This window comes from Methylocystis sp. Uni0008, assembly GCF_056838045.1.
Genome location: NZ_CM166370.1, coordinates 2,248,749 through 2,271,480 on the forward strand (window position 1 = coordinate 2,248,749; position 22,732 = coordinate 2,271,480).

At 65.1% G+C, this 22,732-nt stretch carries 24 protein-coding genes; 18 read left to right on the plus strand and 6 right to left on the minus strand.

From position 1 onward, the window contains the following. The 6 genes from AC0X69_RS11195 (at nt 1) to AC0X69_RS11220 (ending at nt 6,734) form a co-directional block, all read left to right on the plus strand. Entirely contained in the window at nt 1–990 is a 990-nt protein-coding gene (locus tag AC0X69_RS11195) for an NAD-dependent epimerase/dehydratase family protein (protein WP_482607640.1), read from the plus strand. Next, the gene (locus AC0X69_RS11200) at nt 987–2,429 is read left to right on the plus strand and encodes a glycosyltransferase family 4 protein (RefSeq protein WP_482607641.1); all 1,443 of its coding nucleotides are present in this window, start codon (nt 987–989) and stop codon (nt 2,427–2,429) included. Before AC0X69_RS11195 ends, AC0X69_RS11200 begins: the two co-directional genes overlap by 4 nt. Nucleotides 2,430–2,614: 185 nt before the next feature. Beyond that, nucleotides 2,615–3,145, plus strand: a complete 531-nt coding sequence (locus AC0X69_RS11205) for a hypothetical protein (protein WP_482607642.1) — start codon at nt 2,615–2,617, stop codon at nt 3,143–3,145. 152 nt (nt 3,146–3,297) lie between these two features. Beyond that, nucleotides 3,298–4,299, plus strand: coding sequence for an adenosine kinase (locus AC0X69_RS11210; protein ID WP_482607643.1), 1,002 nt, complete (start codon nt 3,298–3,300; stop codon nt 4,297–4,299). 59 nt (nt 4,300–4,358) lie between these two features. Next, nucleotides 4,359–4,802, plus strand: a complete 444-nt coding sequence (locus tag AC0X69_RS11215; RefSeq protein ID WP_482607644.1) for an FKBP-type peptidyl-prolyl cis-trans isomerase — start codon at nt 4,359–4,361, stop codon at nt 4,800–4,802. Nucleotides 4,803–4,934: 132 nt separating this feature from the next. Then, a complete protein-coding gene (locus tag AC0X69_RS11220; protein WP_482607645.1) occupies nt 4,935–6,734 on the plus strand; it encodes a patatin-like phospholipase domain-containing protein in 1,800 nt (599 codons plus the stop codon). 29 nt (nt 6,735–6,763) lie between these two features. Here AC0X69_RS11220 and ubiB read toward each other — a convergent pair whose 3' ends face one another. After that, nucleotides 6,764–8,323, minus strand: a complete 1,560-nt coding sequence (gene ubiB, locus AC0X69_RS11225) for a 2-polyprenylphenol 6-hydroxylase (RefSeq protein WP_482607647.1) — start codon at nt 8,321–8,323, stop codon at nt 6,764–6,766. A gap of 22 nt (nt 8,324–8,345) precedes the next feature. Then, nucleotides 8,346–9,116: a bifunctional demethylmenaquinone methyltransferase/2-methoxy-6-polyprenyl-1,4-benzoquinol methylase UbiE gene (gene ubiE, locus AC0X69_RS11230; RefSeq protein WP_482613375.1), complete on the minus strand. Its 771-nt coding sequence runs from the start codon at nt 9,114–9,116 to the stop codon at nt 8,346–8,348. 110 nt (nt 9,117–9,226) lie between these two features. Between ubiE and mutM the strand changes: the two genes are divergently transcribed. From mutM to AC0X69_RS11265, 7 genes are all read left to right on the plus strand, one after another. Continuing rightward, entirely contained in the window at nt 9,227–10,096 is an 870-nt protein-coding gene (gene mutM, locus AC0X69_RS11235; RefSeq protein ID WP_482607648.1) for a bifunctional DNA-formamidopyrimidine glycosylase/DNA-(apurinic or apyrimidinic site) lyase, read from the plus strand. A 40-nt stretch (nt 10,097–10,136) separates the two neighbouring features. Beyond that, nucleotides 10,137–10,901: an ABC transporter ATP-binding protein gene (locus AC0X69_RS11240; protein ID WP_482607650.1), complete on the plus strand. Its 765-nt coding sequence runs from the start codon at nt 10,137–10,139 to the stop codon at nt 10,899–10,901. After that, a complete protein-coding gene (locus AC0X69_RS11245; protein ID WP_482607651.1) occupies nt 10,898–11,710 on the plus strand; it encodes an ABC transporter permease in 813 nt (270 codons plus the stop codon). Before AC0X69_RS11240 ends, AC0X69_RS11245 begins: the two co-directional genes overlap by 4 nt. 2 nt (nt 11,711–11,712) lie before the next feature. Continuing rightward, nucleotides 11,713–12,441 (plus strand): TlyA family RNA methyltransferase, encoded by a 729-nt coding sequence (locus AC0X69_RS11250; protein ID WP_482607653.1) that lies wholly within the window; start codon nt 11,713–11,715, stop codon nt 12,439–12,441. A gap of 126 nt (nt 12,442–12,567) precedes the next feature. Further along, a complete protein-coding gene (locus AC0X69_RS11255) occupies nt 12,568–13,836 on the plus strand; it encodes a class I SAM-dependent RNA methyltransferase (protein ID WP_482613377.1) in 1,269 nt (422 codons plus the stop codon). 152 nt (nt 13,837–13,988) lie between these two features. Further along, a complete protein-coding gene (locus AC0X69_RS11260; RefSeq protein WP_482607654.1) occupies nt 13,989–14,138 on the plus strand; it encodes a hypothetical protein in 150 nt (49 codons plus the stop codon). 35 nt (nt 14,139–14,173) lie between these two features. Further along, nucleotides 14,174–15,598: an FAD-binding oxidoreductase gene (locus tag AC0X69_RS11265; RefSeq protein WP_482607656.1), complete on the plus strand. Its 1,425-nt coding sequence runs from the start codon at nt 14,174–14,176 to the stop codon at nt 15,596–15,598. A gap of 4 nt (nt 15,599–15,602) precedes the next feature. On the opposite strand, the gene AC0X69_RS11270 is transcribed toward AC0X69_RS11265, so the two are convergent. Together AC0X69_RS11270 and AC0X69_RS11275 are read right to left on the minus strand one after the other, a co-directional pair. Beyond that, nucleotides 15,603–15,881 carry a hypothetical protein gene (locus AC0X69_RS11270; protein ID WP_482607658.1) on the minus strand — a complete coding sequence of 93 codons (279 nt, stop codon included), beginning with the start codon at nt 15,879–15,881 and terminating at the stop codon, nt 15,603–15,605. Between the two features lies 1 nt (nt 15,882). Further along, entirely contained in the window at nt 15,883–16,254 is a 372-nt protein-coding gene (locus AC0X69_RS11275; protein ID WP_482607660.1) for an RT0821/Lpp0805 family surface protein, read from the minus strand. 176 nt (nt 16,255–16,430) lie between these two features. On the opposite strand from AC0X69_RS11275, the gene pdxH reads away from it, so the two are divergent. From pdxH to AC0X69_RS11295, 4 genes are all read left to right on the plus strand, one after another. Next, nucleotides 16,431–17,045 (plus strand): pyridoxamine 5'-phosphate oxidase, encoded by a 615-nt coding sequence (gene pdxH / locus AC0X69_RS11280; protein ID WP_482607662.1) that lies wholly within the window; start codon nt 16,431–16,433, stop codon nt 17,043–17,045. Then, complete coding sequence (locus AC0X69_RS11285) at nt 17,042–17,647, plus strand: TIGR02301 family protein (RefSeq protein WP_482607663.1); 606 nt, start codon at nt 17,042–17,044, stop codon at nt 17,645–17,647. Before pdxH ends, AC0X69_RS11285 begins: the two co-directional genes overlap by 4 nt. Before the next feature lie 73 nt (nt 17,648–17,720). Further along, complete coding sequence (locus AC0X69_RS11290) at nt 17,721–17,975, plus strand: hypothetical protein (RefSeq protein WP_482607665.1); 255 nt, start codon at nt 17,721–17,723, stop codon at nt 17,973–17,975. A 139-nt stretch (nt 17,976–18,114) separates the two neighbouring features. After that, nucleotides 18,115–19,209 carry a histidine phosphatase family protein gene (locus tag AC0X69_RS11295; protein ID WP_482607666.1) on the plus strand — a complete coding sequence of 365 codons (1,095 nt, stop codon included), beginning with the start codon at nt 18,115–18,117 and terminating at the stop codon, nt 19,207–19,209. Between the two features lie 37 nt (nt 19,210–19,246). Here the strand turns inward: AC0X69_RS11295 and AC0X69_RS11300 are convergent, their stop codons facing one another. Then, nucleotides 19,247–20,353 carry a cupin domain-containing protein gene (locus AC0X69_RS11300; protein ID WP_482607667.1) on the minus strand — a complete coding sequence of 369 codons (1,107 nt, stop codon included), beginning with the start codon at nt 20,351–20,353 and terminating at the stop codon, nt 19,247–19,249. A 325-nt stretch (nt 20,354–20,678) separates the two neighbouring features. On the opposite strand from AC0X69_RS11300, the gene AC0X69_RS11305 reads away from it, so the two are divergent. After that, nucleotides 20,679–21,950, plus strand: a complete 1,272-nt coding sequence (locus tag AC0X69_RS11305; RefSeq protein ID WP_482613379.1) for an Nramp family divalent metal transporter — start codon at nt 20,679–20,681, stop codon at nt 21,948–21,950. Nucleotides 21,951–21,957: 7 nt separating this feature from the next. On the opposite strand, the gene AC0X69_RS11310 is transcribed toward AC0X69_RS11305, so the two are convergent. Continuing rightward, nucleotides 21,958–22,671 (minus strand): type 1 glutamine amidotransferase domain-containing protein, encoded by a 714-nt coding sequence (locus AC0X69_RS11310; protein ID WP_482607669.1) that lies wholly within the window; start codon nt 22,669–22,671, stop codon nt 21,958–21,960. Nucleotides 22,672–22,732 lie beyond the last annotated feature (61 nt).

Genomic DNA, 22,732 nt, shown 5'->3' on the forward strand with positions numbered 1-22,732 from the left:
ATGGCCGCCTTCGAGCGCATCTTGGTGACGGGCGGCGCCGGATTTGTCGGCGGCCATCTCTGCGCCGCCTTGGCCGAGACATATCCGCAGGCGACGCGGGCGCTGCTGCTGCGTCCGGGCGAACGCGGCGGCCACGAGGCTTTCTCGGCCGCCGTCGCCGATCTTGTCGATGAGGCCGCGATCGACGCGCTGATCGCGCGCCTGCGTCCCGACCTCGTCATCCATCTTGCGGGCCAATCGTCGATCGGCCAGGCGCTGCACGCCGCCGAACTGACCTGGCGGGTGAATTTTCACGGCTCCTTCGCGCTCGGCGCGGCGATCGCCCGTCATTGTCCCACGGCGGCCTTCCTTTTCGCTTCGACGGCGGCCGCCTATGGCGCGAGCTTTCGCGACGGCGTCCTGAATGAGGATGCGCCGCTGCGGCCGGTCGACGTCTACAGCCGCTCGAAGCTCGCTGCGGAGAGCGCGCTCGGGGATCTGCTCGCGCCCAAGGGGCGGCTCATCGTGGCGCGGCCGGTCAATCATTCCGGCCCCGGCCAGCGCAATCGCAACTTCGCCCTCGCTTCCTTCGCCGCGCAAATCGCCGCGATCGAATCGGGACGCGCCGAGCCCCGCCTCAAGGTCGGCGATCTCTCGAAGGCGCGCGATTTCCTCGACGTGCGCGACGTGATCGACGCTTATATGCGGCTGATTGAAACGGCGCGGGATCTGCCCAGGCCGGTTTCGACGTTCAACATCGCTTCCGGCAAGGCGCATCGCATGGAAGCGTTGCTCGAGCGACTTCGCGCAAAGTCCAGGGCGCAATTCGCGATCGAGGTCGATCCGTCGCTGCTGCGTCCCGAGAGCGATATCGCCAGCGTCGCTTGCGACGCGAGGCGACTGACGGATGCGACGGGCTGGCGTCCGCGCCATGACATCGACGACATGCTGCAGGCGCTGCTCGACGACGCGCGCGCGGCGGAGGCGCAGGCGCCAAAGGCGCAGTCATGAGCGAGCGGCAGAACCGCGAGCGCGAAGAGGGCCGCGAGCAAGACTATCGCGAGCGCATCCGCCTGCTGGAATTTCAGCTCGATCATCTGCGCGCCGAACTTCTGCATCTGACGCATGAACGCTATCGGCTGATCTATTCGGTTTCCGGCCACATCTATCGCTTCCTTCGACCGATCGAAGCGTTCATCGCCGACAGCGCGAACGCTGTCGCCGCGCGTTTTCGCCCGGCGCCGCTGCGCGAGACGGCGCCGATCGCCAACGATGAACGCGCGCCGCCCGCTCGCGGCGCGCCGCTGCGAGCGCGCCGGCTGCTGGTCGACGTGACGGGGACGATCAAGCGCGACGCGGGCACCGGCATTCAGCGCGTCGTCAAGGAAGTGACGCGCGGCCTCTATTGCGGCGAGAGTTTCGACATTCCAGCAGTTGCGGTTCGCTGCGAGGGCGGGCGGCTGCTGACGGCCAACGGATTCGTCGCCGAGCTTGTCGGCGGCGAGGCGGCGCCCGACTCCGAAATCTCGATCGCCCCCGGCGACCGCTTTCTGATGCTTTCCGACAGCTGGAACGCCTTCGAGGAGCTGGCGCCCGTATTCGCGAAGATTCGCGACGCGGGCGGCGAAGTCGTCACCTGCATCTTCGATCTCATTCCTGAGCTGTATCCGCACGCGTGTCACGAAGTGACCGTGCCGCGCTATCGCGCCTGGCTGCGCAAGGCGCTGCTCGAGAGCGACAGTTTCCTGGCGATTTCGCAAACCGTCGCCGACGAGCTCGCCGACTATGTCGCCGCGCAAAAACTGCCGCATCGTCCCGGCCTGAAGATCGGCTGGTTTCACTGCGGCTCCGATCTGCCATTGCGCGCTGAAGCCGCGCCGCGCGACAAGATCAGGGCCGCAGCGGCCGGCGAAGCGCCGGTCTTTCTGACTGTCGGCACCATCGAACCGCGCAAGGGCCAGCGCGTCGCCCTACGCGCTTTCGACGAACTCTGGGCGAAGGGCCGCGACGTTCGGCTGATCGTGGTCGGTCGGCGCGGCTGGTTCGAAGAAGCGGTCGTGAACGAAATTCTCGGACATCAGGAATTCGGCCGCCGGCTGTTCTGGATCGACGACGCGGACGATGATGAACTCTCCTTTCTCTACGATCAGGCGGCGGCGCTGATTTTTCCCTCTTATGCTGAAGGCTTCGGCCTGCCGATCGTCGAGGCGGCGCGGCGCGGACGGCCCGTGATCTGCAGCGACATCCCGGTCTTTCGGGAGGTCGGGCGAGATGGCGCGCTCTATTTCCGCGTCAACGATCCTTTGGCGCTGGCCGAGGCGGTCGCCGATTTTCTCGACGGCCGACGCGCCGCCGACCCGCGGCAGGTCTTGCGCGTGGACTGGCGCGACGCCGCGCGACGCGTCGTCGAGGTGGTCGCGCGCGAGGATTGGAGCCGGCGCCAGCCATAGCCTCGTGGTTGCGCTGCAACAAAGCAATCGCCGCATTTCCGCGCTCCGCCAAAGCGTGCTAGAGAGGCGCCAATTGGTCGTGCGGCTCCGCCAGCGCCTTTGCGGCGCGCTGGGCCGCACGGCTTTTCGCTTCTAATGCGGGCAAGGCGTTCGCCTTTTCCCCTGCGACAACGGAAACGCTCTCCATGAAGATCAATATCCCGCTTCTCAATGAGCAGACGCCGCAGACCGTCCTCAAGATGCTCAATCTGGAGGCGTCGCAACTGTCGCTGCCGGACTCGCGCGAATTGGTGTGGGGCGCTTTCGGCGCCTATGCCGTGCTGCAGGCGTTCGCGCAGGCGTTCAATCATTCGCTGCTCGGCAGCCTTCTCTATGGCGCGCTGAGCGCGGCCTTTCTCTACGGCGCGACCTACGGTCTGCTGCGCGTTCTGAAAGAGGACGCGAAATTTCAGCGCACGGCGACGGCGCTCGCCATCATGGGCGCGTTTGCGGCGCTCGCTTACATTATCCTGCATCTCATCTTCGGCATCGCGCTGCCGCCGCCGCTGCCGACCGAAAAGCTGCTGCGCTTTCTGCTTTTCCCGATCCTGATCTGGATGGTGTTCATGTACGCCTTCCTGTTCCGGCATGTGTCGCTGCGCCCGCTGCCGGCCTTCACGGCGGCGGCGCTGTTCGTCCTGGTCATCGAGATCATTCTGTCGCCGATCTGCAGATAGTCGCTGATCGCAGTCCGAAGACGCGAATCCGCCTCTTCGCGGATCTTGCGAATGCTCGCCATGTGATCGACGGGACGGCGCCGCGGTGCTAAACAGCACGCCTGCGGCGCGCAGGCGCCCGATTGCCTACCCTAAGCGGATTAACGACTCTCATGACCTCATCATTTGACGTGCTGGGCATTGGCAACGCGATCGTCGACACGATCGCGCGCGCCGAGGATGACGATTTGCTGCAAGCCGGCCTGCGCAAAGGCTCGATGATGCTCGTCGACGAAGCGCGAGCAGCCGAACTCTATGCGGCGATGGGCCCGACGCTGGTCATTTCCGGCGGCTCCGCCGCCAACACAATGGCGGGTCTCGCGAGCCTCGGGCGCGCCGCCGGATTCGTCGGCAAGGTGAAGGAAGACGACGCGGGGCGCGAATTCGCGCATGATATCCGCAAGGCCGGCGTCGCGTTCGACACACCGGCGGCGGCCGATGGCGCGGCGACCGCGCGCTGCCTGATTTTCGTGACGCCGGACGGCCAGCGCACGATGAACACCTATCTCGGCGCCTGCCAGGCGCTCGCGCCGGACGACATTGACGAAGCGACCGTCGCGGGCGCCAAGGTTCTCTATATGGAAGGCTATCTCTGGGACCCGCCGGGGGCCAAGGAAGCCTTTCTCAAGGCGGCGAAGATTTCGCGCGCCAACGGCCGCAAAGTGGCGCTCACGCTTTCAGACAGTTTCTGCGTCGATCGCTATCGCGGCGAGTTTCTCTCGCTAATTCGCGATCGGGTCGTCGACATCGTTTTCGCCAATGAAAGCGAATTGCACGCGCTCTATGAGACCGGCGATTTCGACGCCGCTCTTGCCGCGCTGCGCGCCGAAGACGGCTTGCTCGGGGTCGTCACGCGCTCTGAAAATGGCTGCGTCGTGGCGAATGGCGCGAGCGCGCTCGCGGCGCCGGCGTTTCCCGTCGACGAAGTGGTCGACACGACCGGCGCCGGCGATCTTTTCGCCGCCGGCTTTCTCGCGGGCTACACGCAGGACCTTCCGCATGAGCGCAGCGCCATGCTCGGCGCGCTCGCCGCGGCGGAGATCATCTCTCACGTCGGCGCGCGGCCGCAGAAGGATCTGCTGCAGCTCGCCCGCGACAATGGCGTGCTGAGCTGATGCGCGCTTTCTCGATCTCGACGAGATCGAGAGCGATTTGAAAGCTGGAGGAATGAACGATGCGCCTTGTCTCCAAAACGATGCTTGCCGCCTTTTCCCTCGCCGCCGTCGCGAACTTCGCGCTCCCCATTGACGCGCGCGCCGAAGAGCAGATGACGAAGAGCCTGACGGGCCTTCAATTCAAGGATACGAAGGTCGGAACCGGCGCCTCTCCGAAGCTCGGGCAGACCGCGGTCGTGCACTATACGGGCTGGCTCTACAACAATGGCGCGAAGGGCAAGAAGTTCGACTCGTCGCGCGATCGGGGAGAGCCGTTCGCATTCCCGCTCGGCCAGGGCCAGGTGATCAAGGGCTGGGATGAAGGCGTCGAAGGCATGAAGGTCGGCGGCAAGCGCACGCTGGTCATTCCGCCGGAGCTCGGCTATGGCGCGCGCGGCGCCGGCGGCGCGATTCCGCCGAACTCCTGGCTGATCTTCGACGTGGAGCTGGTCGGCGTGAAGTAACGCTGCGCTTTTTTTAGCGCAGCGCAAGCCAAAGAAAACTTATCGACGTGCGCGCCGCTTTGATCATGCGCGCACGTCTTTGATTATTCCATCAAAGTAATGTTCATTTTTTTGGGTTCAGGAGGATCAATTATGCATTCTTCCCAAGGCGTTTTTACACATCCCGACAAAGCCTGCGACATCGTTATGAAAGGCGGGATTACCAGCGGCGTTGTGTATCCGCTGGCCTTGGTCGAGCTTTCAAAAAAGTATCGCTTCTCCAACATCGGCGGGACGTCCGCAGGCGCGATAGCCGCAGCTGCGGCGGCGGCGGCGGAATATGGCCGCGGCACGCCAAGCGCAGGCTTCGACTGCCTTAACAAGGTTCCAGAAGAGATAGGCGCACAGCTCCTGTCGCTGTTTCAGCCGACTCCGCGGCTGCGCCCGCTGTTCGAGATATTTGTCGCGCTCCTAAGAGGTCGCAACGGGTGCGAGAAGGGCTGGGGTGCAGTGAGCGCGGCCGTGCGCGGCTATTTCGAAAATGCACGGAATGGCGCCTTGGCCGGAATCGGATTTGCCATTCTGATTGGATTGTTAACGGGGGGCGGCGTTTCGAACATAATTGTTTTCGGACTGATCTTCGCGATGCTTGGCTCCGCCTCCGCTTTGGCCCTGAGAATCCTGCACGCGCTAACCCGGGAACTGCCGGAAAACGACTACGGCCTCTGTCCCGGCTTGCGTCAGGAGGGCGGAGAGCCGGAGGGGCTTACGGAATGGCTGGACAAACTTGTCTCGGAAGCGTCTGGGCGCGGCAGGACTGCTCCCCCTTTGACCTTTGGCGACCTCCTCAAACCGCCGGGCGACCGTCCTCCGATCCGACTGGCCATGATGACGACGTGCCTGACCGAGCGGAGGCCTTACACGCTCTCGACGGAGGGCGCCGAGAAGGCCGAACGCCTGGACGGCCTTTACCGCAAGGAAAATCCTTTCGTTTTCGAAAAAGGCGAATGGAGCAAGCTATTTCCGAAGCGAGTTATCGACTTCCTGATCCGCGACGACGACACGAGGGAACAGACGCCCGAGGGTCAGTCGGGCGAATTCTACCGCTTTCCAAAAATGGAGCATCTACCGATCGTCGTCGCGGCTCGAATGAGCCTTAGTTTTCCGGGACTGATCTGCGCCGTTCCACTCTGGCGCAAGGATCCGTCCTACAACGATGCGAACATCCACGAGCGGGAAAAATTCCGGCGCTGCCTGTTCAGCGACGGCGGCCTCTCCAGCAACTTCCCCATTCACTTTTTCGATCGATTGTTGCCGACCAGTCCGACCTTCGCGATTTCCCTTGATGCATTCGACGACAAGCGCAGCATGGATGGTTCACGGACGTGGCTGCCGTCGACGCCGGAAGCGGGCGTGAATATCCAGTTGCAAGACTTCAAGGGGCTACTCGGCTTCTTGCTGCGACTCGTCGATTCCGCCAAGGATTGGCAGGACAACTTGCAAAGCGTTCTTCCAGGTTACCGTGAGCGCATCGTACACATCGGGTTGAACCCTGAGGAAGGAGGCCTCAATCTGGTGATGGAGAAGCCGACGATTGACGCGCTCGTCGGCTATGGCGCTCAGGCTGGCGCTCGGCTGTGCAAAGATTTTGACTTCGATGCTCACCGCTGGCGACGCTTCCTGGTGGCAATGGCGCGGCTCGAAGAGACGCTCGACGAAGTCAAAAGGGCGTACGACGAGACTGAGCCGCCCGCCGATGGTTTCGCAGAGTTCCTCGCGCACTGCGACAAGCCCGCGCAATATCCGCAAACACCGCAAGTGTTGGAGGTCATGAGGGAGCGGGCGAAATCGCTCGCCGAGGTGGCGGCAAATTGGCAACGCGCACCGACAGTTCGCGCAAACGGGAATATTCCGAAGCCCGACGCCAATCTGCGGATTACGGCGAAGCCCTGAGCCGGCGGCTGACAGCGCGCCGAACGCCGCTAAAAAATCCACACCGCCAGGAGCGCCAATGCGATCACCGCCAGCACGAACCAGCGGTCGGAGCGGCGTCTCATTTCGTCGAGCGCGCCGAGCGAGCGGTCGGAGAGTTCGACGCCTTCTTGCGTCATCTTCGATACGCGGTGGATGGCGAGCTCCGCCTCCGCCAGCGTGCGCGGCAGATGCGTCGCGAGCTTCGCCAGCTCCGTGACGCTTCGGCTCGCGTCCTCGATCTTCGCTTTGACGCCCAGGTTCTCCTCGATCCAGGAGCGCACCACGGGGTCGCAGGTCTTCCAGATGTCGAGCGTCGGATCATAGGTGCGGGCGACGCCCTCGGCGACGACCATGGTCTTTTGCAGCAGCACCAGCTCGGTGCGCGTGCGCATGTCGAAGAGCGCCGTCACTTCGAAAAGCAACGTCAGCAGCCGCGCCATCGAGATGTCGGCGGCGTTGATCGTGTGCATCGGCTCGCCGATCGCCCGCAGCGCCTGCGCGAATTCTTCGATGGAATGGTTCGCCGGGACATAGCCCGCCTCGAAATGCACCTCGGCGACGCGCTTATAATCGCGAACGATGAAGCCGTAGAGAATTTCGGCGAGGAAGCGACGTTCCTTCAGGCCCAGCCGGCCCATGATGCCGAAATCGATGGCGACGAGCCTTCCCTTCTTATCGACGAAGAGATTGCCCTGATGCATGTCGGCGTGAAAGAAGCCGTCGCGCATCGCATGACGCAGGAAGGACTGCAGCACATTGCGGCCGATCGCCTTGAGGTCATGGCCCTCTGCGGCGACGCGCTCGATATCCGAGAGCGGAATGCCGTCGATCCATTCGAGCGTCAGCACTTCGCGATCGGTCCGGCTCCAGTCGACATGCGGAACATGGATCTCCGGATCGCCGGCGACATTGTCGCCGAATTCCGAAGCCGCCGCCGCCTCGAGACGAAAGTCCGTTTCGAGCCGCACGGTGCGCGCGAGCGTGTCGACGACTTCGATCATGCGCAGCCGGCGCGCTTCGGAGGAATAGCGCTCGGCGAGCCGCGCGATGCGATACATGTCGCGAAGATCGAGCGCGAACTGGCTCTCGATCCCGGGCCGCAACACCTTCACCGCGACCTTGCGCACGCCTTCCTTGTATTGCGCCTCGGCGACATGCACCTGAGCCACGGAGGCCGCGGCGACAGGTTCGCCGAAGTAGATGAACAGCTCGTCGACGCTTCTGCCGAGCGCCTTTTCCACGATGGCGACGGCCCGCTCGCGGCCGAAGGGCTCCATGCGGTCCTGCAGCGCGGTCAGCGCGTCGGCGATCTCGCCGCCGACGATGTCCGGACGCGTCGCCAGAAACTGTCCGAGCTTCACATAGGAGGGGCCGATCTGCGCCAGCGCCCGCACAAGCGCCTTGCCGGCGCCGTCGCGCTTGCCGCCGGCGAAAAGATTGGCGAAGCGCACGAGCGGCGCCGCGGCCGGCGGCAGAAGCGCGGGATCGACGAGCGCAAAGACGCCTTCGCGCGCCATGATGTAGCCGGCGCGCGCCAGACGATAGAAATGACCGACGCCAAGGATCACGGAAGCCGCCGCTCTTTAGAGATCAGCTCTTCCAGCCGGAATGGATCGCCACCACGCCGCCCGTCAGTCGCTCATACCCCGTGCGGCGAAAGCCCGCTCTGCGGATCATCCGTTCGAATTCTTCCGCGCTCGGGAATTTGCGGATTGATTCGACCAGATAGCGGTAGGGCTCCGAGTCTCCAGCGACGAACTTGCCGATCGTCGGAATGACGTTGAAGGAATAGGCCTCATAAAGCTTGTCGAGCCCCGGGACGGCGACTTGCGAAAACTCAAGGCACAGGAAACGGCCGCCCGGCTTCAGCACGCGATAGGCTTCCGCAAGCGCAGCGTCGATGCGCGGCACGTTGCGGATGCCGAAAGCGATGGTGTAGCAGTCGAAATGCGCGTCCGGAAGCGGCAGCGATTCCGCGTTGGCCTGCACGAACTCGACGCCGGAAAGCCCGCGTTCGCCCGCGCGATCGCGGCCGACCTCGAGCATGTCGCCATTGATGTCGAGCACGACGACTTCAGCGTCGTGCGCCGCGCCGGCGGCGATGCGGAAGGCGACGTCGCCCGTGCCGCCGGCGACGTCGAGATGACGAAAGCCTCTGCGGCCGCGCGCATTGACCTTAGCGACCAACGTGTCCTTCCACAGCCGGTGCATGCCCGCCGACATGAGGTCATTCATGATGTCGTAGCGCCGCGCGACCTTATGGAAGACGTCGTCGACGAGGCCCTGCTTCTCGTTCAGGGGAACCTCGGAATAGCCGAAATGGGTCGAGCCATCTCGCTCGGAACTTCGATCAGTCATCAGGCGCTCGGGTGACGAGGAAGGAAGGGGACGGTATAGCCTGTCGCCGGGCCGGTGGCTACGCCTGCGCCGCGGTGCCGAGCGGGCCCTTCCCACGGGATGAAGCTGAATTTATGCCTGAGCTGCCCGAAGTCGAAACCGTGCGCCGCGGCCTCGCGCCGGCGCTGGTCGGCGCGACCGTCGCGCGCGTCGAGCTCGCGCGGCAGGATCTGCGCTTTCCCTTTCCGGAAAGCTTCGCGGCCCGCCTTCAGAACCGGCGCGTTCTCGACCTTCGCCGCCGCGCCAAATATCTGATCGCCGATCTCGATGACGGCCAGTCGCTCATCATGCATCTCGGCATGAGCGGCTCTTTTCGCATCGATGGGGAGACGCCCGGCGTCTTTCACCACAAGCGCGACAAGAGCGCGGCGCACGATCACGTCGTCTTCCATCTCGAACACGATCGGCGCGTCATCTACAATGATCCGCGCCGCTTCGGCTACATGCTGCTCATCGCGACGCATGCGATCGACGCCGATAAGCTCTTTCATGGCCTTGGCGTCGAACCGCTGAGCGACGCGCTCGACGCGGCCTTCCTGGCGCGCGCCTTCCGCGGGCGCTCGGCGCCGGTCAAGGCGCTGCTGCTCGACCAACGTCTCATCGCCGGACTTGGCAATATCTATGTGTGCGAGGCGCTGCATCGCGCGCGCGTCTCGCCGCTGCGCGCCGCCAAATCGCTCGTCCTGGAAAGCGGCAGGCCGTCTGCGGCGTTGGCGCGGCTGCCGAAGGCGATCAGGGACGTGCTGAAGGAGGCGCTGCAGGCCGGCGGATCGTCGCTGCGCGATCACCGCCAGATCGACGGCTCGCTCGGCTACTTCCAGCACAGCTTCCGCGTCTACGGCCGCGAAGGCGCGGCCTGCCCGACGCCAGGCTGCAGGGGAACGATCACGCGCGTCGTTCAATCCGGCCGCTCCACCTTTTATTGTCCCCGCTGCCAGAAGTGACGGCCTTGCGAGCCCGGCCGCGGGAGGCTTAATAACGCCCATGTCCCAAAACGCAGAAGCGCCAGAGCCGACGCTCTCCGTCGCCGGCCTATCGAAAAGCTATGGCGAACGCCGCGTGGTCGGCCCGCTCGATTTCGCGCTTGGCGCCGGCTCCGTCACTGGCCTGCTCGGCGGCAATGGAGCCGGCAAGACCACGACCATCGGCATGGTGATGGGGTTGATCGAACCGACGGAGGGCTCGGTCCGCGCTTTCGGCTGCGACATGTCGCGCCAGCGCTACGGCGCGCTCGGCCGGATGAACTTCGAGAGCCCTTATGTCGACCTGCCGCATCGGCTCACCGTACGGCAGAATCTGCGCGTCTTCGGCATGCTCTACAACGTCGAGGATCTCGATGAGAAGATCGAGCAGCTGGCGAAGGATCTCGCGCTTGGCGATTTTCTCGACCGTCAGACGGGTCGACTTTCCGCCGGCCAGAAGACGCGCGTCGCCATCGCCAAATCGCTCATCAACGACCCGCAGCTTCTGCTGCTCGACGAACCGACCGCGTCGCTCGACCCCGACACGGCGGACTGGGTGCGGGCGCGGCTCGAGGCGCATCGGCGCACGCATAATTGCGCGATCCTGCTCGCCTCGCACAACATGAGCGAGGTCGAGCGTCTCTGCGACCGCGTGCTGATGCTGAGGGATGGAATCCTCGTCGACGACGATTCGCCCGCGAACCTGCTCGCGCGCTACGGCCGCGACACGCTCGAAGAAGTCTTTCTCGATGTCGCCCGCGGCCGCGTCGACGGAGCGGCGGCATGAATTTCTCCTTCAAGCGCGTCGGCGCGATGGTGCTGCGCTACGCCTATCTCTTGCGCGCGTCATACACCCGCGTGCTCGACATCATCTACTGGCCGGCCGTGCAGCTCCTCACCTGGGGGTTTCTGCAGACCTATCTGGTGCGCGCCGGGGCGCTCGCGGCGCCCGGCGGCGCGGCGCAGGCCGCAGGCACGCTCATCGGCGCCATTCTCCTGTGGGACATACTGCTGCGCGGCCAGCAAGGCTTCTGTTTCTCCTTCATCGAGGAGCTGTGGTCGCGCAACCTGCCGAACATTCTGATGAGTCCGCTGCGGCCGGTGGAATTCGTCGGCGCGCTCGTTACGATGAGTCTCATTCGGCTTGCCGTGGGCGTGTTTCCCGTCACGATCATGGCGATCCTGTTCTTCGGCTTCAATCTCTGGGCGCTCGGGGTGGCTTTCGCCGCATTCTTCGTCGTGCTGATGTTCTTCGCCTGGAGCATCGGGCTCTTCGTTACAGGCATTCTGCTGCGCTTCGGGCTTGGCGCGGAAAATCTCGTGTGGTCGCTGATGTTTTTCGTGCAGCCGCTCGGCGCCGTCTATTATCCGGTGAGCACGCTGCCGAATTGGCTGCAGCCGATCTCTTGGATGCTTCCGCCGACTTATGTCTTCGAGGGGTTGCGCGGCATTTTGATCGATCGCGTCATTCGCTGGGATCTGCTCGCGCAGGGTCTCGCGATCGACTTATTTCTGTTTGCGGCGGCATCGGCGGCTTTCGGCCTGCTGCTGAAAAGCGCGCGTCGCGCCGGCACGCTGCTGCAGACGGGAGAATGACGATGGCCGCGAGCCGCGCCGACGCGGCGCTCCATGCGCGAGGGCTTTTCGAGAGCCGCGCCAAGGCGCGCGAGGCGATCGAAGCCGGCCTCGTGAGCGTCGACGGACGCATCGTCAAGAAGCCTTCGGAGCCGATCGCCGCCGACGCAAATATCGTCGCGCGCGCGGCGTACCCATGGGTGTCGCGCGGCGGCGTGAAGCTCGCCCATGCGCTCGACCATTTCGGCGTTGATCCTGAAGGGCGCTTTTGTCTCGATGTCGGCGCCTCGACCGGCGGCTTCACCGACGTTCTGCTGGCGCGCGGCGCGCGCCATGTCGTCGCCGTCGACGTCGGTCACGGGCAATTGCACGAGAGGCTGCGTGGAGATGCGCGCATCACGTCGCTTGAAGGGCAGGACGCGCGCGCGCTGACGGCGGCGCATCTTCGCGAGGCGCCGAGCCTGATTGTGATCGACGCGAGCTTCATTTCGCTCGGCGTCCTGCTGCCGCATGTTCTTTCGCTTGCGGCGCCGCGCGCCGATCTGGTCGCGCTGATCAAGCCGCAATTCGAGGCGGGCCGGGCCGCCGTAAAGAAAGGCGTCGTGCGCGACGAGAAGATTCACGCGCAGGTCTGCGCGCGCATAGAACAGGAGATCGAAGCTCTGGGCTGGCGCGTTTGCGGCGTCATCCCTTCCCCGATCGCGGGCGGGGACGGCAATAAGGAATTTTTGATACATGGTGCCAATAGTTGAAAGCGGAGCCAATCCCCTGGCCCCTCACCTTACCTCTCCCCGCAAGCGGGGAGAGGGGCTGTTAGCGTTGCGCCTTCCGCCTCTTCTCCCCGCAAGCGGGGAGAAGTGAGATGAGGGGCTTGGGTGATTAGCCCGCAGCGTCTCGTCATCGAGCGCCTCGGCCATCGCGGCGAGGGCGTCGCGACGCTCGGCGATCGACGCGTCTTCGTTCCTTACGCGTTGCCGGGCGACACCGTTACGGCTGATGTGGACGGCGAAAAGGCGCGCCTTGTCGATATTATCGAGCCGTCGCCGCAGCGCATTCCGCCGATCTGTCCTTACTTTGAGGATTGCGGCGGTTGCGCGGTGCAGGCGCTTCGCCCCGACGCCTATGCGGCATGGAAGCGCGGCCTCGTCGAAACGGCGCTCGCCAACGCCGGACTAGCGGCCGACGTGGCGCCGCTCGTCGACGCGCATGGCGCCGGACGCCGCCGCGTCACCTTTCACGCGCGATTCGAGTCTGGCGAGGCGCGCGTCGGCTTCATGGCGGCGCGCTCGCATCGGATCGTCGAGATCGACGCCTGCCCCCTGCTTGCGCCCGAACTCGAAGGCGCGCTCGACGCCGCCCGCGCCATCGCCGGCACGCTTGCACGGCGCGGCAAGCCGCTGGACACCGCCGTCACGGCGACCCTTGGCGGTCTGGACATCGAGCTGCGCGGCGCCGGCCCGCTCGATGATTCGGAAACCGGCGCGCTGATCGCCGCGGCCGGCGCGCATGGTCTGGCGCGGCTGACGAATCACGGCAGGCTCGTCGCGCTGCGCCATGCGCCACAAATCCAGATCGGCGTGGCGACGCTCACGCTGCCGCCCGGCGCCTTCCTGCAGGCCACGCAAGCCGGCGAACAGGAGATCGCGGCGCGTGTTCGAAAGGCGACGGAGAAGGCTCATAGCATCGCCGATCTCTTTTGCGGCGTTGGCGCCTTCGCGCTGCGGTTGGCGCAGCGCGCTCAGGTGAAAGCCTATGATTTGGACGCCGCCGCGGTCGCGGCGATGCGCGCCGCCGCGCAGTCGGCGCAAGGGCTGCGAAGGCTTGATGGCGTCGAGCGCGATCTTTTTGCACGGCCGCTGAGGGCCAGCGAACTCAATGACTTCGACGCGATCGTGTTCGATCCGCCGCGCGCCGGCGCCGCCGCGCAGTCCGCTGAGATCGCGCAATCGGACGTTCCGACCGTCGTCGCTGTTTCCTGCAGTGCACAAAGTTTCGCCCGAGACGCCGCAATTTTGCTCAAAGGCGGGTACGTCATTCGGGAAATCGCGCCGATCGACCAGTTCCGCTATGCGGCGCATGTCGAGATCGTGGCGATTTTCGAAAGGGCGACCGTTCGCAAGGCCTCCAAACGTCGTCTGCTTGGATGATTTGCCGGCGTTTTCGGCGCGTTTGCGTGCCAAGAATGTCACAGGAGAGTCAAGAAACGCCGAGAAGCGACCCGGTTCTCGCAAAGCGGAGTTGCCGGCCCGCCAAATCAGGCATAGGATTTGCGAAGTGGTCCAGCGTAGCCGGAAGTTCAATGATTTCCGTGATCTGGAAGGAGAACGTCATGATGAATGCGCTTATCGCCGCAACATTGTGCAGTGTCGTCCTCGCGAGCGCGCCCGTCGCCATGCGCGCTTATGTCTACGCCCGTCAAAAAGATAATCGTCGCCGCCGTTACCGCTAAGGACTGCGCGACAAAAAGGGCGCATCTTACTGACTGTGACAGCAAATCGGTCTGACGCGCCTCTTCTCGTTTCTCGTCTCGCGGCGATTGTCGGCGAGGCGGCCGTCGTCACCGATGCGACGGCGATGTCCCCTTACCTGGCCGAGCCCCGCGACCTCTATCATGGGCGCGCGCTTTGTGTTCTCAAGCCGGGAAGCGCGCGTGAAGTCGCTGACATTCTCGCGCTCTGCAATGAAACCGGGACATGCGTAACGCCCCAGGGCGGCAACACCGGTCTCGTCGGCGGCCAGACTCCCGACCCGAGCGCCACGGCGGTCGTGCTCTCGCTCGAACGGCTCAACAGGATTCGCGCCGTCGATGCGACGGCGGACGCCATGACAGTCGAGGCCGGCGTCACCCTGTCGCAAGCGCAGGACGCGGCGCTCGGCGCCGACCGCTATTTTCCGCTGTCGCTCGCCTCGGAAGGCAGCTGCACCATCGGCGGCAATCTCGCGACCAACGCCGGCGGCGTGCATGTACTCGCCCACGGATCGATGCGCGACCTCGTGCTCGGCGTCGAGGTCGCGCTGGCTGACGGGCGCCTGCTGTCGATGCTCGGCGCGCTGCGCAAGGACAACACCGGCTACGATCTGACGCGGCTCTTTGTCGGATCGGAAGGAACGCTCGGCGTCATCACGGCCGCGACGCTGAAGCTTTTTCCGCGGCCGCGCTCACGCGCCGTCGCCTTTCTCGGACTTCGCGATCCGGCCGAGGCGCTGCAGCTCCTGAACTTCGTCAAGGGACGCGCCGGTCCGATGCTCAACGCCTTCGAGGTGTTGTCGCGACTGGGGCTGGATCTTGTTCTGCGCCACATCCCGGGAAGCCGCGATCCCCTGGCCGAGCGCCACGGCTGGTATGCGCTTGTCGAACTTGCGGGCTTCTCGGATGGCGAGGCCGAGCGCGTCTCGACCGAGATCCTGACCGCGGCGCTCGACGCCGGCATGGCGCAGGACGCGACGCTCGCGCAATCGCTGGATCAGGCGCAGGCCTTATGGAAGCTGCGCGAAAGCATGTCGGAAGCGCAAAAGCGCGAGGGCGGCTCGATCAAGCACGACATCGCCGTTCCGGTGAATGAAATTCCGCGCTTCATCGCGGAGGCGGGACAAAAGCTCGCCGCCGCCTTCCCGCAGGCGCGGCCTGTGCCTTTCGGGCACATGGGCGACGGCAACATCCACTATAACGTCTCCCAGCCTGTCGGCGGCGACAAGGCCGAGTTCCTGGCGCGCTGGGCGGATGTCAACGCGATCGTGCACGGCGTCGTGCGCGAACTCGGCGGCTCGATCTCAGCCGAACATGGCATCGGGCGGCTGAAACGCGATCTGTTGCGTCAGACGAAGGACCCCGTGGCGCTCGACGCCATGCGCGCGATCAAGGCGGCGCTCGACCCGAAGGGGATCCTGAACCCGGGCGTGCTGCTTTAGCGTTTCACCCGCGCGGGCAGACGATCTTCACGGTCATGCCTTCCCGGTAAAGGAAATATTCGACGCAGGACTGGCCGCCGACGTCGACCGGACGCTTGCCGACGTCGGCGGCGCGCAGGAAGTCCGCGATCGACGTATGGCCCTTGTCGTCCCAGTCCATTTCCGCCCAGTCGTAGCCCTGCCGCCACGCTGTGACGGCGCGGGCGAGGACAAAATACGCCGGGATCGCCAGCATCGCCGCGATGGTCGTTATAACGAGCCGTCTGCCGAAGGGCGCCGACATGTCATCCTTTCTTGCGCTTTACCTCGGTGAGCGCCCATTCGGCGGTCTTGTCCCGACAGGCCGCGCCCTCGAGGCTTTCCTGAGTCTCGTTCACCGCGATGTTGGCGTGGAAGGCGCGGCAGATTTTGCCCTCGGCGGGATAGGGCTGTCCGGCCGGCGTGAAGGAGCCCTTGGCGCCAGTCTGCGGATTGTCCCAATTGACGCTCGCGCCGCTCCCCTGCGGATCGAGCGCGGTGCTCATCGCGGCAATGGCGCGGCGCTGATCTTCGGAATCGAGCGCGCGCGACAATTTCGGCGGGGATTTCGGAATCGCGCCGGTGACGTCCGACGCCACCCGCTCGGAACTCCACATCGGCGAGGGTTCCGAGGCCATGGGCACGGCGATCGAGCAGCCGGCGAGGCCGCCAGCTGTCGCTGTGAGGACAACAAGCCTTGCGCCGCGCGGCATTTGAGCAATGACGCAAGCGGCGGTATGTCTGACGCGCTGGAACTGCAAAGCGCCACCTTCGAAGCGCCGATCTTTTGACTCGGCTTAGAGAGGATTCTCGCTTGAACGCGTTAACGCCGGGTGACTTTGTCGACGCCACCGAACCTTTCGCGTTGTTTGGACAATGGTTCGAGGAAGCGAAGGCCAAAGAGCCGAATGATCCCGAGGCGATGGCCTTGGCGACCGCCGACGCCGGCGGCCTTCCCGACGCGCGGATGGTGCTCCTGAAGGAATGGACGCCCGACGGCTTCGTATTCTACACCAACGCCGAGAGCGCCAAAGGGCGCCAGCTCGAGGCCAATATGCAGGCGGCGGGTCTCTTTCACTGGAAGTCGCTTCGCCGGCAGGTGCGGCTGCGCGGCCCCGTCAGCCCGGTCAGCGACGTCGAGGCGGACGAATATTTCTCCAGCCGCCCGCGCGACTCGCGCATCGGCGCCTGGGCGAGCCAGCAGTCGCGGCCGCTGGAAAGCCGTTTCGCGCTCGAAAAATCGGTCGCCGCCTTCGCCGCCAAATATGCGATAGGCGCGATACCCCGGCCCGCCTACTGGCGAGGCTTTCGAATCGCGCCGATCGCGATGGAATTCTGGTCCGACCGGCCGTTCAGGCTACATGACCGGGTCCGCTTCTACCGGACGGCGCCTGGCGAAGATTGGCGAAAGGAGCGGCTCTATCCATGACGGCGCAAGCAAAGCGCGCGACGGCGGCGCTCGTCGCGGCGGCGGCCGCGACGCTTCTCTCGGCGGAAGCGGCCGCGCAAGATCCCTTCGATTTCCTGTTCGGCGGCTTCGACGGTCCGCGCCGCGCGCGGCGTGCGCCCGAACCGAGGCGAGAGCGTCCGCCGCCGCGTAAGCGGGACAGCGACGCGCAGAGCCAGAGCAAGCGCCGCGATCAGCAGCAGGCGCCGGGCGCCCCAGGCGCGCCCGCCGGTACGGCGTCGACGGGAACCCAGGCGCCGAGCGGACCCGAGCGGCCGCCGCCGCCCTACGAGCCTCAGATCACGCGACTCTCCGAGGTTCTCGGCGCCCTCGCCTTCCTGCGCGATCTGTGCGGCGCCGGCGACGGCGAGGAATGGCGCGGGAAAATGGCGGCGCTGCTCGACGCCGACGCCCCCAGCGGATCGCGGCGCCAGAAGCTGATGGCCTCCTTCAACCGCGGATTTCGCGGCTATGAGCTGACCTACCGGGCCTGTACGCCCAACGCCAAGACGGTCATCTCGCGTTATCTTACGGAAGCCTCGCGGCTCAGCCGGGATATCACTTATCGCTACGGCAACCCTTAAGCTAAGCCGCGGAAATTAACCGTCTGGCGAGCCTCGGCTCGCGCGCTGCAGGCGCCTTCTCTAGAGTGCCGGCATGAACCAATTGGACGTCGCCGCGCTCTGCGACTCGGGCGGGGACCAGCGCCGAGCCGCTCTGGACTATGTCACCGAGGCCTTCGCTGAAGCCATTCTCGCGGGGATCGAAGGCGATTCCTTCGCCCATGCCGCTCTGACCGCGGCCTTGCGCGAATTGGTCGCGACCTACGGCGAGGACTGCGTGGCCGCCTTCGCCGAAACGCTTCCCGCCAAGCTGCGCGCCGGGGAGTTCACCACCGGCCTGAGGCACTAGGACATCCGCGGTTATTCGCCGCGTCCCCCCGAATGCGGACTGACTTTTGCACGCCAAAGCCCTAGAACGCCCGGCGCCGCACACATGGACGCCGGGCGGCTTTGCACAGCGGCTCCTGCGCCTTAAATCCCGAAACGACATGCCCCGTACGCTTCTGTGTCTCGCGCGCCACGGCGAGACCAACTGGAATATCGAAAGACGCTTTCAAGGCCAGTTCGACATCGCGCTCAACGCGCGCGGCCGCGCGCAGGCGGCGGCCCTGGCGAGGGAGCTCGCCGGCGCGCATTTCGACAGAGTGTATTCGAGCGACCTGCGCCGCGCGCTCGCCACAGCGACGCCGATCGCCGGCGTGCGCGGCCTGGAGGTCGCCAAGACCCCGGCCCTCCGCGAGAAGGACGACGGCGTCTGGCAGGGGCACACGCACGCCGAAGTGCAGGCGACGCACGCCGATATCTATCCGAACTATCTGACGCGCAAGCCGGACTTCGCCGCGCCGCAGGGCGAAACGCTCCAACATTTCGCCGAGCGGGTGCGCAAGGCCTTGACCCAGATCGCCAGGGAAAGCGCCGGCAAGACCGTGCTTGTCGTCGCCCACGCCGGCGTGCTCGACATCGCCTGGCGCCTCGCCGCCGGCAAGAAGCTCGACGAGAAGCGCGAACATCCGGTGCTCAACGCCACGCCGAACTGGATTGCCTATGAGGACGGGAAATGGTCGCTCGTCGACTGGGCGACGCCGGAGGGCCGCGCGGAAATCGCCGCGCCATGGGACGGCCGTGAACTGCCCCGGCGCGAAGCCGCCCGCGCGCTCATCGTCGATCATGACAATGACGTCCTGCTGATGCGCTACGCCGGCGGGCTGACGCCGCATTTCCTCGCGCTCGGGCATCATCACTTCTGGGCCACGCCGGGCGGCGCCGTCATGGAAGGCGAAGGCTTCGAGTCGACGTTGCGCAGAGAGGTATACGAAGAGACGGGCTTGACCGTTCTGAATCCGGGTCCGGTCGTCGCCACGCGCGAATTCCCCATGGAGATCGGCGACGACTGGCATCAGGCGGTCGAGCGCTACTACCTGATCCGCACCGAGCGCTTCGCGCCCGACCCGCGCGACCTGACCGAGGAAGAAAAGATCCACGTGCTCGGCTGGCGTTGGTGGAGCGCCGACGAGATCGCCGTCTCGCATGATCTGATCTTCCCCGAGGGACTCGAGGCGCTGCTGCGCAAAGTCAGCAAATGACGGCGTAGAGAGGCTCGCTGACGCGAGCCTCTTGCACTCACTTCGTCATGAAGACGTCCCTGCGCGGGAATTTCTCGAAGACCGAGGGGTCCTGGCCGAAATTCGTCGCGAGAATGTCGACCGGATTGCCGGCGATCCACTGTGACAGATCGATCGTCTGATAATGCGCGTTGTTGAAGACGATGAGCACGCGCACTTTCTCGGTTCCGACGTTCTCCAGCGAATGACCCATGCCCTGGGGAATATAGCCGACGTCGCCCTTCGAGAAGGTCTCCTGGCGCCAGCGTCCCTTTGACCCAAAGAGCGTGACGCAGAGCTGACCGCTCAGCACATATTGCCATTCCGACGCGTTGGGATGCCAATGCAGTTCGCGCAAAGCGCCCGGCTCCATTTCCAGCACCACGCCGGTCATCGTCGTCGAGATCGGGAACTGAGAGCCGTCGACGCGCCATTCGATTCCGCCCGGGAACGTCTCGAAGGGCTTTTGCGACAGCAGGCCGTATTTATGGGTGAGCGGCGGCGGCTTCCATCCCTGCAGCGGCGGCGACGGCGTCTCCGGCGGCACATTCCCCCTGGCGAAATAGACCTCCTGCTTGGGGAAGCTGTCGAAGATCGACGCGGGAACGCCGAAATTCTTCGCGAGCAGCTCCTTTGGCGCGTGGCCGATCCAGTCGCTGATGCTGAACGTGCCGAATTCGGAGAAATAGCCGTTGTCAAAGACAAGGATGAAATGACACAGGTCTTTCCCGAGCGTCTCGATGACATGGCCATGGCCGCGCGGGAAATACCAGAGATCGCCCGGCTCGAAATCGTTGGTCTCCGAACAGCCCGCCGGGTCGATGACGGTGGTGCGCACCCGGCCCTCGGTGACGAAGCCCCACTCGGCCGCGGTCGCATGCCAGTGCAGTTCGCGCATGACGCCCTGCTCCATGCGCATCGATACTCCGGCGATATCCTTGGAGATTGGCAGCTGCGCGACGGTCGCTTCCTTGCCATAGCTCGCGCCGTCGACGCGCCCTTGGGATTTTTCCAGCTCGAACTTGAACGTCGGCAGTTCGGCGCCCGAGGTCACGGGATCGGGCACGTTGTTGTGAAAGCTCGTATGTCCGCCTTCCGAGCTGATCGGGATCGTCAATGAGAACATCTATAAGCCCCCGCTGTTGAGCATGGATCGCGACTCTATGGCGATCGCCGTTCGCGCTGTTTCTACGTCACAGCGGCTCAGCTCGAGAACATGCCTTCTACAGTCGCGCTCGACAAGCCGCAGCCGCGGCGACGCGGCTTCAATCGCACATGAAATTTTGCGCGCGCGATTTACATGGGTGACAAAGGAACGCCGTAAGGCGAAACTTCTTGCCGAGAAAAAACTCCTACCGGAGATCTAGTGTCGGGCCGGCGCCGGCGCCGCCAGGGAGAAAAATGTGACGCCAGCGACGACCGCCCAAGCGCCCGTTCCGCCGCGCGGCGACATGCGCCGATCCGTGCATGTGCCTGAAGGCGGCGCGTTCCTGCGGCGGCTCTTCGTGTTTCTCGGCCCCGGCTATCTCGTCGCCACCGGCTATATGGACCCGGGTAACTGGGCGACCGCGCTCGCCGGCGGCTCGAAGTTCGGCACCGCTCTGCTGTTCGTCGCCGTGCTGTCGAGCCTGATGGCGATCGTGTTGCAATCCCTTGCGGCGCGCCTTGGAGTCGGCGCCGAGCTGGACCTCGCGCAGGCCTGCCGCAAGCATTACTCGGCCCCCGCCGCCGTCGGGCTCTGGATCCTGGCGGAAGTCGGCATTTTCGCCACGGACCTCGCAGAAGTGATCGGCACCGCGATCGGCCTGCAGTTGCTGTTCGGCCTGCCGCTCGCGGTCGGCATACTCATCACCGTGCTCGACACGTTTCTGGTCCTAGCGCTGGAGCGGGCCGGCTTTCGCAAGATCGAGCTGTTCGTCGTGGCGATGCTGGCGCTCATCGCCTTTTCCTTCACCGCGCAGCTCATATTGGCGCGTCCCGATCTCGCGCAGGTCGCGCAAGGACTCGTTCCCACGGGGCGCTTCTTCACCGATCCCGAGATGCTCTACATCGGCCTTGGCATTCTCGGCGCGACGGTGATGCCGCATAACCTCTTTCTGCACTCCTTCGTCGTGCAGACGCGCAACGTCGCCGAGCCGCTCGACAAGAAGCGCGAGGCGATCCGCTTCGCGGTGATCGACAGCACGCTGGCGCTGCTTCTCGCGCTGCTCGTCAACGGCGCCATACTCGTTCTTGCGGCCGCCGTCTTCCACACGACCGGCCACACCGAAGTCGCCGAGCTGGGCGAAGCCTACAGGCTCATCGCGCCGCTGCTCGGCCAGCCGATCGCGGCGACGCTCTTCGCCGTAGCGCTGATCGCCTGCGGTCTCAACTCCACTGTGACCGCCACCCTCACCGGCCAGATCGTGATGGAAGGTTTCGTGCGGCTGCGGATGAAGCCGGCGCTGCGCCGCTTCATCACCCGCTGCATCGCCATCGCTCCGGCGATCGGGGTGACGCTTTACGCCGGCGAGTCGGCGACCGCGCAGCTTCTCGTCCTGAGCCAGGTGGCGCTCAGCGTGACGCTGCCCTTCGCCGTGGTGCCGCTCGTCGCCTTCACGGCGCAGCGCAGGGTCATGGGCGAACTCGTCGCGCCGCGGCGCACCACCGCGCTGGCGGGCCTCATCGCGACGGCGATCATCGTGCTCAATGTGAAGCTTCTGTGGGACGCTGTCGCCGGCTGACGGCCCGCTATGCAGCGCGCCGAGCGCGATCCGCGAGCGCCTCCATGACGAGCGCCGCGGTTTTCGCTGCGGACGCGGGATTTTGACCCGTGACCAGATCGCCGTCGCGCACGGCGAAAGCTGCGAAATCCGGCCCCGAAACGTAGCGTGCGCCGAGTTCGCGCAATTTCGTCTCGAGCAGGAAAGGCACGGCGTCCTCCAGGCCGACGGTCCGTTCTTCGCTGTCGGTGAAACCCGCCACCGTGCGGCCTCGGACAAACGGCGCGCCCTCCGTCGTCCTGGCCGAAACAAGTCCTGCAGGACCATGGCACACGGCCGAGACGACCCGGCCGTCACGTGCGAAGCGCGCGATCAGATCCGCCAGCGCAAGGCTACTGGGATAATCGAACATCGCGCTGTGGCCGCCGGGCAGGAAAACCGCGTCGTAAGCGTCAGTATCCAGAGACTCGAAGCGCGAGGATTCCTCCACCGCGCGCTGCAACTCCGGATCCGAGAGATAGCGCTCGACGGATTCCTCGTTTTCGCCGGGCTGTTTGACGCTGCGCGGATCGATCGGAATGGCGCCGCCCGCCATCGATGCGACCGTCACATCGGCGCCCGCGTCTTTGAAGGCGTAATAGGGCGTCGTCAGTTCTTCGAGCCACAGGCCGGTCGACTCGCCGCTTCCGGCGAACGCTCCGGCTGAGGTGGCGATGATCAGGATCCTAGCGGGCTTGGTCATCTCTCATCTCCGATCGTTGATAGATAGCGCTTCCCCGCGCGACCGACCCGGGTCGCTCGCC